Annotated in this window: 8 protein-coding genes and 1 pseudogene; all 9 read right to left on the bottom strand. The window is 45.8% G+C overall.

Going from position 1 to position 13,024, the window contains the following annotated elements; all coding sequences use genetic code 11:
* Positions 1 to 75: 75 nt before the first annotated feature.
* Positions 76 to 1,122: a low-specificity L-threonine aldolase gene (ltaE, locus tag Q4579_RS10575; protein ID WP_303563902.1), complete on the bottom strand. Its 1,047-nt coding sequence runs from the start codon at positions 1,120 to 1,122 to the stop codon at positions 76 to 78.
* A 245-nt stretch (positions 1,123 to 1,367) separates the two neighbouring features.
* A complete protein-coding gene (locus tag Q4579_RS10580) occupies positions 1,368 to 3,089 on the bottom strand; it encodes a glycosyltransferase family 39 protein (RefSeq protein ID WP_303563905.1) in 1,722 nt (573 codons plus the stop codon).
* On the bottom strand, positions 3,052 to 3,744 hold the full coding sequence (locus tag Q4579_RS10585; RefSeq protein ID WP_303563907.1) for a TVP38/TMEM64 family protein: 693 nt from the start codon (positions 3,742 to 3,744) through the stop codon (positions 3,052 to 3,054). Before Q4579_RS10585 ends, Q4579_RS10580 begins: the two co-directional genes overlap by 38 nt.
* A complete protein-coding gene (locus Q4579_RS10590; protein WP_303563909.1) occupies positions 3,737 to 4,486 on the bottom strand; it encodes a glycosyltransferase family 2 protein in 750 nt (249 codons plus the stop codon). The genes Q4579_RS10585 and Q4579_RS10590 overlap by 8 nt, the downstream gene beginning before the upstream one ends.
* A gap of 206 nt (positions 4,487 to 4,692) precedes the next feature.
* Positions 4,693 to 4,878 (bottom strand): annotated as a pseudogene (locus tag Q4579_RS10595) (hypothetical protein); the annotation flags it as partial.
* A 158-nt stretch (positions 4,879 to 5,036) separates the two neighbouring features.
* Positions 5,037 to 5,990 carry an Imm49 family immunity protein gene (locus Q4579_RS10600; protein ID WP_303563911.1) on the bottom strand — a complete coding sequence of 318 codons (954 nt, stop codon included), beginning with the start codon at positions 5,988 to 5,990 and terminating at the stop codon, positions 5,037 to 5,039.
* Positions 5,983 to 10,242 (bottom strand): DUF637 domain-containing protein, encoded by a 4,260-nt coding sequence (locus tag Q4579_RS10605; protein ID WP_303563912.1) that lies wholly within the window; start codon positions 10,240 to 10,242, stop codon positions 5,983 to 5,985. Before Q4579_RS10605 ends, Q4579_RS10600 begins: the two co-directional genes overlap by 8 nt.
* Before the next feature lie 18 nt (positions 10,243 to 10,260).
* On the bottom strand, positions 10,261 to 11,604 hold the full coding sequence (locus tag Q4579_RS10610) for a hypothetical protein (protein WP_303563914.1): 1,344 nt from the start codon (positions 11,602 to 11,604) through the stop codon (positions 10,261 to 10,263).
* 15 nt (positions 11,605 to 11,619) lie between these two features.
* The gene (locus Q4579_RS10615) at positions 11,620 to 12,609 is read right to left on the bottom strand and encodes a hypothetical protein (RefSeq protein WP_303563916.1); all 990 of its coding nucleotides are present in this window, start codon (positions 12,607 to 12,609) and stop codon (positions 11,620 to 11,622) included.
* Positions 12,610 to 13,024 lie beyond the last annotated feature (415 nt).

Here is a 13,024-nt window from a genome sequence, read left to right on the forward strand (position 1 = left end):
TTTGGTTTGCTGCGATGAATGTTTTGCCGACATGAATGACCTGACGCAACGAATGGGTTGCGACAGGTCAGGGGGCTATACGATTGCTTTCAATTCAGCAATCAGAGAGTCAATATCATCTCGATTGATGTCCAGATGGGTGACCAATCGCATCGGATTACCGGGGCTCAGGAGAATCCCTTTTTCTTTCAGGGTTGAAAGCAACTTAGCCTGATCTATCGCTTCATCCACTTTTGCGAACAGAATATTGGTTTCAACAAATTCAGGCTTGGTGCTGAAGCCCGTCACTGTATTTAGTTGTTGTGCAAGATAGCGGGCATTGTTGTGGTCATCGCCTAGCCTGGATACATTTTCTTTCAGGGCTATCTGGCCTGCAGCGGCGAGTATACCGGCTTGTCGCATACCACCGCCCAGCACTTTGCGCCAGCGTCTTGCTTTCGCGATTAAATCATGACTGCCGAGCAGCAGTGAACCAACAGGTGCCCCCAATCCTTTCGACAGGCAGATGGTAAACGAATCGAAATACTGAACTATTTTGGTAATATCAGCATCTAGTGCAGTAGCCGCATTGTAGACACGGGCACCATCCAAATGAAGCTTCAGTTTATGCTTGTTCACAAATTCTCTTGCTTCGGCAAGGTAAGAAAGGGGTAACACTTTGCCATTGATGGTGTTTTCCAGACTAAGCAATGTGGTTCGTGCGAAGTGGGGATCTAAAGGTTTGATGGCGGCTTCCAACTTATCAAAAGGTAATGTGCCATCTGGATTGTTTTCGATAGGCTGTGGTTGAATAGAGCCCAGCACAGCTGCGCCGCCGCCCTCAAACTTGTAATTATGTGCTTGTTGTCCGCACAAGTATTCGTCGCCACGTTCGCAGTGTGCCATCAGCGCCAACAGGTTTGCCTGCGTACCGGAACTGCAAAACACGGCTGATTCAAACCCATGCCGTTCAGCAGCCCATTGTTCGAAAGCGTTGACAGTCGGGTCGTCACCATACACATCATCGCCCACTTCTGCGTTGGCCATCGCCTGGCGCATGGACTGAGAAGGGCGTGTGACAGTGTCAGAACGAAAATCGATGTATCGTGAAGCAGATATTTGAGCGGAGTGGCTTTCTGTCATAGTGGAAATTCCATGTATTGGATGAAGGTGGCTGTCGTCACCGATACGAAGTGGTTCAATATAGCATGAAAAGTGGCTTGTTCAGTGAGTCCCATGCCATCTACGCAGCACCTGAGTTGAGCATAAATAGTTAAAAGTTAATCAGGTGTAAATGAATCTGTTTCTTACATTTTTACTCATCACTATGTTGGCTAAGGCGATATTTTCATCAGAGAGTGTATATTTTCGTCCGCACATAGAAGTTATTACCAGGGATACGGCCGCTGAGTGACGAATTTTCGCATGGATTGTGGGGGAGTACATTTAGGCTCTGCTGATGAGGGATCAAACAGAATCCAGTGACGTCGATGGGCCAGCCCCATATCTTTTCCTTTGCTCATGACAAAGCAACTGACTTCCGCAGAATCCGGGATAAGTACATACCGATCCGGCGCCTCATGCAGCCAGACCCAGGCACGTTGTTCCTGTTCGGCAATTGGGGCAAGGTAGCTGAAGTGAGTTACGGTTTGAGGTGAAAACAGAATATGCTGCTCTTTGAAATTGACCAAACCGAGCTCAGAACCATGGCCGACACTGTGAGCAATCTCTGCCATCATAGCCTTTGGAGTACGGTTTGGGTCCAGTAAATGGTATCCCCAACTGGCAAAGATCATCCAGGTGACTGCGAGTAATGATCCCATGGTCAGATAGGCGTTACGATCGCGCCTGTACCAGAGTGTCGCCAGCCAAATCCCACCTGTTATGCACAGCATGACACCGGCTTGTAAAGTCTGTTCTTCAAGCTCGCGAACGGCTTTTTCCAGCCCAGCGATACCCGCGATACCGCCGATAAACAATACGACGCCAATCAGGGTCAACACACCCATAATCAGCCAATGGAGCCACCGCTTGTTGTCCAGAAGGTTAACGGCCGGGCTGAGTGCGAGCGCCAGCATTGGTAAAGCAGGCAGGACGTAAACACCGCGTTTCCCGGGGCTAATGCTGAAGAAAAGAACCACCAGAACAACCCAGCTCAGGAGCACCCAAACAATAGGGTATTGTTTCCATGAATCGCGTAAGGGTTTCCAGAAAGCAATGACCATGAAGGGGAGTGGAAACCAGAATGCTGGGATCACCGACGAAATAAAGTAATGCCAGGGTTGCAGATGTCCCAGTGAATTGGCATAGCGCTCTGCAGTCTGCCTGAACAAAATGTTATCCCGATATGCCTGAAATTGCGGGTCTTCGCTACTTCCGGTCAGAATAAGGAGGGGGATCAACCAGACAGCAATAACGGCTAACATGACCAACGGACCAAACCAGGCTTTTTTAGCAAACGATGCAGGCAGTGCATGACGGTTCTGAAAGGCATAGATTGCAATGGGGATGAACATGAGGGCGGGTAAAAACCCCACCCCTTTTGTGATTACACCAAGCCCCATCATCACCCAGGCCAGAAAATAGAAACGCCAGTTTGGAGAGATAAAAAAGTGACGAATTAAACAATAGCAGGAAACGGTTATCCAGCAGGCAACCATGGCATCGATTTGGGCATTTTTTGCCTGAATCAAAAACTGAGGCGCCAGTAACAGCAGGAAAAGGGCGGTCCTGGCGGTTTTAACATCCCATAATCTGCGGGCTACATCCCAGACCAACACGAGCGTTAACAAGCCACATAATGCGTTCGGAAGCAGGAAAGAGACTTTTAAATTACCTGTCATCCAGTAAAAAAAAGCGATACTCCACATGAAGACGGGCGGTTTGTCCGGGTATAGTTCGCCACCTCGCATTGGAAAGAACCAATGTCCGGTCGCGACCATTTCACGGGCAACTTCGGCAAAACGTGGCTCATCAGCTGGCCAGGGGGCCCGCCAGCCAATTCCCCAGAAAAGTAGGATAATTGCTATCGAAAATAGCAGGATGCTCAGTTTATCCCACTGAAAATTTGATTCACTGATCGTATGGCTTTGAACCTGGTTTAATGGCATGCGTAGCGTCCCTGGTCGATTTTTCCCTGTTGAAGTACAGATAGATCCCTAATGCACTGGATAGCACAAAGAGTAAAATGCTGATAGTCATCTGGTTATGGTCAGACAGCCGAACGCCTGAACCAGCCATCGCAAAAACAGCGGTTTGCGGTAAAAAGCCTAAAAGAGAGCCTGTCACGAAAGCGCCCGTTTTGAGCTTACAAGCACCGGAAAACAAGTTGGTGAACAGGTTGCTGCCGATAGGGAGCAAGCGAATAATGAGAATTTTCTTGGTCGGATCACGAAGCAAGGATTTCTCGAACAAACGCAGATATTTGGAAAACCGCTGTTCAAGTATCGGACCGATGAGATGCCTTGCCAGAAGGAAACAACCCATCGAACCTGCCAGAGTGACCAGCAAAGCGATCGCGATGCCAAGTGGCCCACCAAACAAAAAACCAAACAAGAATGCGATGGCTTGACGCGGTCCGCCAATTCCGATGAAAACAATGGCTGAAACATAAAGTGACAGCCACTTCAATGGTCCGGCATGCTCCAGCCAGTGTGCAATCAGATGATGATCGGTAAATGACGGTATCCAGTCATTGCGAATCACCAGGTAAAGTACCAGAAGACAGACCAGAGTCACCGTCGCTTTGACATACAGTTTACTCATTTGTTGCCTGTTGGCTGATGCTTTCTATTTGCGGATTTTTGCTGCGGCGACTGAGCCATACCACACCACACATATCAATGAACCCAACCCAGGCACGGTTGAGTGCATTGTATTTTGATACACCTCCCCAGCGGCCCCTGTGGTTGACTGGCACCACCTCAACCTGGCCAGGTAAGCGACGGATCAGAGCCGGTAAAAAACGGTGCATGTGGTCAAAATAGGGAAGCGCAAGGTAACTGTTTCGGGGAATGAGTTTCAGGCCACAGCCTGTATCTTTGACGCCATCTTTGAGTACAGCTTGACGAATGGCATTGGCAAATCTGGACTGAAAGCGCTTCCATTCAGTGTCCTGCCGGTTTGTGCGGTAGCCTGCAATACAAAAGTGCGGGTTGCTTTGTTTGGCTGCGGCGTCCAGTAACGCCGGAATATCGGCTGGGTCATTTTGCCCGTCGCCATCCAGCGTGACTATCCACTTTCCTTTGGCCTGATGTATCGCGGTTAATAAAGCCGTACTTTGACCGACAGAACACTGGTGACGAACTATGGTTAACGCCACATCGGGGTGGTTCTGTCCCCATTCCTCACAAACGCCATAGGTATTGTCACTGCTACCGTCATCAACAACGATAATCTCGTACTGGTAGTGATCGGTCAGCGCTGATTGAATTTCACCCAGCAACGTTGGCAGATTCATTGATTCATCTTTGGCAGGAATTACTGCAGAAACAAACGGGTAGGTCACAACACATCACTCCATGAAATTCAACAATTGCGGTTTTCTGTCCAGATGAGTTGCGAGCGGCAGCGGTCCATCTGAAGCAGAAAGTCACTCATAACATATCAGCCTGATTTGACTGTTTTGTTATTCTTTTTTCACATTCAGTATCAATTGATATGGCATAAAAATCAAACGGATGGGTGAAAGGTATATCGATGATATGTATTTCATCACAATCTGGAATAATTGATAAAGCCGGAAATAAGAATGGTTTCGTCTACTTTTAGTAAACCATGACCTCCGCCAGGAAATGGTGAGGCATTGTCCATGAAGTAGCGTACCTGCTGGAGTTTCCATATTGTCTTGCATTGGTGATTGTGTGTGATTGTCTAGTGCCACGCATGCCAGAGTTTCTCGAACTGCTGCGTTTGACTTTGGATTTGGGGGGGGAGTGACAGTAGTCGGTTGCACCAGTTTGTATCACGATTGTAGTAAGGCAAAGGTGGTTGATGATTGCCACAAAAAAGACTCCGGGGAGTTCCCGGAGTCTGGTGGTTATAGTGAAACGGTCAACTTAGTTATCATATTGATGACCAAACACTTCCCGATAGGTTTTTCGTTTCGAATCAATATTGGGTTCTTTCACAATCCATTCCGGCATATACAGCGTCTCAATCTGAGGCTCAAGGCCCCAGCGGTGATAGGCGAGAGCAGCCAGACCGGTGATCGTCATCGCAAACCAATAGCCTGCATCGTATGCTTTATCTTCGCTCCCGAAATAGCTTTTGTGATCTTCCAGAGCAGCCTGAAGCTTTTCGGGATAAGCCGTTTCCCTGTTTGGGCTGTACATGGCATGAATCAGCGGGATCAGGGGTAAAAATTTGTAATTGACCGCTTCTTGTCGCTCCTCATGGCCGACGCATTCAGGCTTGAAAATTTTCTCGGCCGCATCCACCAGTAAAGCGTTCATGTCTGCATCGGGGTACAAAATGCCTTTCAGCAGGTTAAGCATGGCTTTATCAAATGCCCGATTTGAAGGACCGTTTTGCCTTGCATCCAGATCAATGAGTGCTTCATTCAGCTCACACAACTCATAGGCACCTGAATAGTCCTGCAATATCAGGCAGCAGGCAAACACCAGTACCCAGTCATCCAGATTCAGGCGGAAGTCAGTTGGTTTGCCAAACCCATCATAATGGTGCTGGTTGATACTGAAGGGGACAAACTCTCCCTGATTAAATACCAGACGGTAATAGGCCAGACCATGATCCCTGAATGATTTTAAAAACCATTCGATCTGATCTTTCGGTGCCTGTTTCACGACAAGTCTGCCAAGAATCCATAGAAGAGATTCTTGCCTAATGCCAAGGATATTTTGATGCCCTTCTGGTGCTATACCTTCCAGCGCTTCTGAAGGCATATCCCTAGCAATTAAAGGGTCAAGCCAGGCATTTATACGGCTGATAATTTTTCCATCATCAATTTCTTCATCCAGAATGTGATGGCTGAGAGTAATGATGTTATTCAAAAGCGTCTTCCTTATAATCCACAGTGATGCCATTGGCTTTCAGAGAGCCGTCTGAGTTCAGTTTGGTTGTGATTTTAATAAATGAAGCCGTCGGTGGCTTTCTATCTGTGTGCTGGGTTATCTTCTTCAGTGTTTCGTTGTGCAATACCAATTCATTTGGATCGACGGTATTAGAATGTCGGTTAGCACCTTCGTTCCATTTCTTCATGGCTTTGATGGTATCCAGTGTGTGCTCCTTATGCCCCTGCACATAACAGTTACTGCCAATCACACGACAGTTGTCAGATGGATTGGAGCCTCCTTTATACTCAGCAAAAATGAGCCTTTCACTGCCGTCATCATGCTCAATCAGATAGATGTCGTCAAACTGGTCATTCGCCTTCTTGCTACCAGGGTAGGACGCCTGGAGTTTTCTCACGCGCTTCACACCGTTCTGACCTTCAACGAACAGCTGGTTCTGAATCATGGCTTCACCTGCAAGTTTACCAATGGTATGACTCAGATTGCTCATTTCGATGCTGGCATCCACAAAGGCTTCCTGCTGGGCCGGTGTTTCCTGATGCTTGTTCGCTTCTTTTGTTGCTTTGGCTTTCTGACGCATTTCGCCTAACTGGGTCACGGTGAGTTCTTTTGTCTGTCCGTCAACATGATAAGTTGCCTTCAGCTCCCCTTCACAGTTTGGAAAACGACATGCATCGACTGGATTCATTGGTTTACTGGTGTCATAACCATTGACAGTATCGTCTTTGAATACAGGGGATACTTTGGTTGTATTGCCACTTTCCGGTTTATGCCAGCCTCTGCCATGCTCGAATTCCCAGCCATTTCGGACATAGAATTCGAATTTACTTGGCGAAATTGTCACTTTTCCAACGGAATCAATATGCGCCTGATAAAGATCTTTGATATCTGTGTCGGTCAGTTGTTCGACAGGTTTGTTGGGTTTTTTGTTTCCGCCGGAATGATTCGGATCCCCACCTGAACCAAAACCTGAGCGTGGTGCATCGTGGCTCAGTTTCTCCATCAGATGTTTATCATTTTTGACCATTCGGAGAAGGTCTGTCAGTTGCTCAACACCTTCAGCAGCGCCTATTTCACTATATTGACCATTGAGTAGCTCAAGGACCTGAAGCGTTGTCATTGCAGCGATGGTTTTTTTCCACCCCAGCATGTGCTTGGCTTTATCAACGGCACCCTCTTCAATGGAATTGACCGCATTGTCATAGGCAATTCTTTTGAGTTCTTCTGTCGCTTTTTTTCTGTCTTCTGGATTATTCGATTTCAGTAAGTCATAAACATCTGTGGCCGACTTTAATAAATCGGGTAATTCCATAATGGCGAGATAGGCACTGGCGGCAATTGCAGCGGTGTACAGGGAATCAGCTAGTAACCATAGTAAGAATGCAGCATTATTTTCGGCGGCATTCCCCGCGGCTTTCATCCCCGCTTCAACATCCCCCTGTGCTGCAAAAATCATAAGACCGCTGACAAGTCTGGAGATATCGACGCCCATTTTTTGCAGGCGGGCAATCTCTTTATCAAACTCAGCCTTAGAGATTTGGCCGCCTTCTTCCTGCATTTGTGTCAGAACTTTGGTTGCAAAAGCTTCTGTACTACCTTGAAGGTTGTCGATTTGTTCCTTGTAACCAATGTCTTCTTTATATTTTTCAGCAATATATTCCCCAATCACACCACCAGCTGCACCGCTCATACAGCCGGAAAGGGCTTCTTTACGGTTTGCGCCTTGAATACTGTTTGTAATGGATCCCAAACCGCAGCCTAAGGCTGCATGGGCAATATACTTCGCGCCGGTAGAAATTGGGTCTATCCCGGTTTCTATGACTTTTCCACTTTCGTCGACTTTAATGCCACGGCTTGCTTCACCAATCTGATTGGCTAAACTTTTGCCCAGAACATTAACGGTTGAACTGGCGATGGCATAGATAACGGTTTCATCAATGTCTTTTAAGCTCCGCAGTCCGTCACCACTTGCCAGACTTTCGAGCTGTGAGGCAACAATGGTATGAAAGACCTGTTGGCTGGCTTGCTCAGCGATAGTGCCAAGCATGCCATTTCCAATAGCATCGGAAGCTGCACTACTGACGTCATTAAACAGGGAAGTATCCAGTTGCTCCAAAATACCTGCGGTGGCTGCTGCTAATGCAACCGATTTGAGCGTTTCGGAACTGGCCATCTGATCAAGCGTTGATTTGATATCAAAACCATTCGCCAACAATGATGCGGACGCCTGAAACGCCAGGCTGTTCACTGCAGCCGCCATCACAGTATTCGTGACACCCATAAGGCCAGCAACGCCTGCTCCACCTGTTGCGACCGCGACCGCAACGGCCAGAATTGCCATTGCAGCTGGGCTTAAACCACTTTGGTCATAATCCCATTCATCCAGAATGAGTTTCACTTCCTGCCAGTTGACATCGGGGGAGTCTTTTACTTGCTTAAGCCAACTCATGCCATCTGAGTCAGCCATATGATCGATATAGCTGTCCAAATCAACAAACGGTTGGTTGGGGTAGGTGGGAAATTCAACTTTAATGCCGTGTCTGGCATCAAGCATTAAGCCACCCTGAGTTCTGAACAGGTTGTAATAGGCGATTTGCTTCTTGAATCCGTTGCCTTGAAACCTGAAGCTGAGTGATCCTTCATAGGATTCTTCATAGCTGTAGACATGGTCTGCAAGCTCTAAATCAAAATCGATATTGTCGGCAATGATTTTGGTAACGCCCTGACTGTCGACTTCAACAGCCCGGAGAGTGACAGGCCCAACTTCCGTATGAAGCGTGATGTCATTCCCGGCACGAAGGAGTGTACGAACGACCTCAGCACGTTGCTCACTTTCTGCTGTTTTCTCTTTGGAGCCGAAAATACCACCCGATTTGCTTTCAAATGATTTACTCCAACTGAATTCATCTTGAGCTGCGGTTAAATAGATTCCTTCGCCAGCAAGCAACTCCAGCATGCCTTCACTTTCGATGATGGCACCTTGGGTGATGATCTTTTCATTGGCGACGATCGAAATCATATCCACTGCAGAAAGCTTGGTTTGCAAATTCACCAGAGACTGACTGGAATCCGTCCATTTCTTACCGGATTGTGCATGTTGCTGGCGGACCTGCTGGGTTAACAATTGAACACTGCCACCGGCATTGATTTGCAGGGTTCCCTGTGAATCAAACTGGCCACCTTTGCTGATCACATCACCCGCCGTGCTCAGGTTGAGTGAGTTTAAGCCCGTAATTTTGGCGAGATTCCCTGCTAATTCTGAAAAGCCGTATTCATAGTCGTGTCGGAAAACGAGCGTTTCATTTTTAATGGCATTGGCAATCAGTTTGGTGTCCCGGCCTTGAATTGTACCGGAATAGTTTTCAATATTATTGCCTGCCTGTATTTTCAGATTTTCCTGAGCTTTGATATTGCCCTGGTAATTGATGAAATCCTGTTTGGTTTGAATGAACAGATTTCGTCTGGCTAAAACTTCTCCACCATTGACCGTAAAACTTCCTGCATTGATCACGCCATTGCCGACACTGAAGGTGGTTTTATCAACTTTATTGGTCGCAATGGTTGTTTTCGACAGATACACAAAAGGAATGACAACTTTCTTTCCTGTCGGTAATGTTCTGAACTCAGGCCAGATCACATCGCTGGAAATACTGTTAATTTGTGCGGAGGTCAGATTCTGGCCAAATTTGTAGCCTTTCTCTTGCATCAATGTCAGGGCGTTGTCATACAGCGACTTGATCATGTCATTGTAATTTTCATATTCGCCTTCGCCGACAATATAACTACGATTTAAAAGCTGATTGAGCTGCAGGCGAACGATATCCCGCTCGACATAAGGGGTGCCAATGAATAGGGGCTTTTGGGGAGCGACTGGGATCATGGTGGTAATATCACCCACACCAATCGGCACCCATTTCATGCCATTGAATTGTTTAGGATGCTTGGAAGCCGCAAGTTGATAAAAATATCCGAAACCATCGAAAATATCTGCCAGTGGTGACATGAAGACTTCTTCATAGAGATGTTCGGAGACACGGCTGGCTAACTGATAGCGTGCAGATGAATCCAGTGCGGACTGTAACTTATTGACATCCCGGGTCAGTTGAATATTTGCATAAGCCGGAAATGCCAGCTGCATCGGAATCACCCAGGTTAAAACTGATGCCGTTGCTTTTCTCCAGACAGGGGGTTGTTTCATCTGGGGATGGATAGGTTGATTTTGTTTTTTCATGTTGATTGTCATCCCTGATTATTTGCCGAAGGTGATATTGCCGGTCGTGATTTTACCGTTTGCTACATTGATATTCGCTTTATTGATATCAAAAAGGGCAGGGAATTGTGCTGTTACATCATGCTTGATTAATTGATGGCTTGTTGTCGTCCATCTTTCAGTTTTTCGTTTTAAACACGCCCCAAATACACGTCGTGAGCAGTAACGTTTTTCATGCTGTGTGATCTGTTGTTGAACAATTTTTTCTTTCAAAACTAAACCGAGTGACTTAATTTCTTTAAGAGAGCCATTCATTTTACCCCAAATTTCAAAGTTACTGGCTTCGTTCAGAATCTTGTTTCCATTCAGAATGAGGTTGCCTGCAACCAGCATACGGCCAACGGGAGATAAAGCACTAATATATTGCTCATCAATGATATCGGTTGTGTTCTTAATTTTACTACATTTGCTTTTGATATCTCTGACTTCTTCATGCATCTCTGGGTAGTCAATTGGCGCCATTACATCGTCATAACCCATATCAACCATCCATTCCCAGAATCCATTCTCTGTACAAATGTGTGGTAGTGGTTTCTTCACATGTTTGGTATGGGTTTTTGCATGGATAAAGTAGCGCTGATTGTTAATGGATGGAGCGTTGATTGACATATTCCCATTTAGAACTTCAATAACACCGGAACCATTTTTTAATGCATTTTTTGCATGAATAACCATTGCATTTTCTGCTGATATGGAAACAGTGTTAGAATCTGTTATTTGCATATTTACAGTAGGGTCTTTGTATTCTTTTCTTTGTTTAATGTAAGGATTCGAGTTAATGATTTCAGGTGCACTTAGCGATAAGTTAAAACCAAAAATACTGGCTGTTCTCTGCGATTTACTCCAGTCAGTGAGTAAAGCAGAACCTTTGCAAGTATTGATGAAATCTTTGATGATTCCTTTCCCGGATCCGATTTCAATTTCATCTTTCGGATGGTGAACATTGCTGCCAAACTGTGATGAGCTGCGAGGTTTCTGGCAATTCCATGGCTTGAATATGCCATTGATGATTGTATTTTGACTTGTTAAGGCCACATTACTTCCAACAAATATGCCTTGATGACTGTTTTGAATCGAAGTGATACCGTTCACATAGAGAGAATCAAGCGCAAAGGCTTCACCGCCAGAATGGACGATTTTGTTGGCTGCAATTTTTATATTTTCAGCATAAATCAATCCGGAGGATATATATGATTTCTCTGCAGATATTTCTATATTTCCAGCTTTGATACTATATTCTTTATAATGTTCGTTAGGCTGGATTGTGATATTCTCTGATTCCAAGTAAACATTAGATTGTGTTTGTACCGTGTTTTCTCTCATTGAGAATTGACTAAATTATTTTATATGGATGTTTCCATTTGGAATAATGTGATTGCCACGATAGCTATCGACTAAAGAAACATCGCCACTGGTGTTCACATTTCCTTGGATATTAATTTGAGTATTTAATCCCGTTGATTGGATAAAAACACTTCCTGAATCAATATTGCCATTGATCTGCAGGGACCGCGGAAGTTGTTTTGCGTTATTAATCGTGACTGACGCCGTGTGGTAATCCATCGATGTCAGCCCCGTAATCATCTGCAGATTCCCTTGCGACGCCATGAATTTACCGTTGTCTGGTGCCACTTCGTATTGGCCCGCTGAGTTTTTGTTGACGCGGGCAAAGGTATTAATGTCGGCATTGATATTCATTCGGTCGGCGAGTAAATCAACGAAGACTGCATCCTGTGTTCTCAATCCGCTACCGATGATCTCCAGTAAACCTTGCTTGGTTTTGGTGCTTGCCAGATTACCGTTATTGAAAATAGGCGAACCTGTTGTCAGGACCACACGTTTCGCATTTGTAAATTGACAAGAATCGCAGATCAGTCCGGCAGGGCTGGCAATCACAATATCGCTCGCGGGTCCCAGCACTTCAACGTCGCGAATCGACAAGGGTTTGGCTGAGGTATTGTGAATCACGGTCACTTGTGCTGGCTTGGCTTTGACGCCCCGGTTCAGGATTGGGTTATTGACTAGTAACAGGCGCTTGACGGTTTGACCATCGCTGGCCACCTGAACGTTTGCTGTACCATCCGGGCTGAGTTTCCCCATAAATACAAGCGTTTCGTCTTGAAGTGTGTCAGCTTTTTCAGACGTCACAATCTTTGTGTTTTGCGAGGTAAGTGATGCGAAAACGGTATGGGGCAAGAAAAGGGAACAGGTGACCAGCACGACTACTGGCCACTTTTTGCGCAATTTTATTGTCATGATATTTAGAATAACCTTTAGGGTAATTTCTCTGTGAGTGAAAAACTTCTTAACTGCATGAAAAACAGTCAATTCTTCCTTGTGCGAATAGGTGAACGATAATACTTCTCACTTCAATCATGAGCAAGTTGATTCATGTGCAAACGGAATGATTTTTGCTGGCGCATTGATTCGGGTCATTTTTGGGGAGGGAGAGCGGACACGAAGCAAAGAACTTTCCCTGCCTGTCTGACAATTGAGACACGCAATTCGTTTTTCTCAGGCTTCAATCATAAGAAGTATGAATATGAAGAAACGATGACAATGCATCATCGTGACGTGTACAGCATCCCGAGGAAATTGTGTCGTGATATTTCCGGAGTGATGTATTGCTAAAACCAAAGTATTGAGTGAGAACAACATGATATAGCATCTTCCTCACCAAATTGAGTGATGTATTGTTTTTAATACGAGTGGCTCGATGTGTGGTGTTTACGAGAAAAAGTAT

The organism is Photobacterium sp. 1_MG-2023 (assembly GCF_030547945.1).
GTDB lineage: Bacteria > Pseudomonadota > Gammaproteobacteria > Enterobacterales > Vibrionaceae > Photobacterium.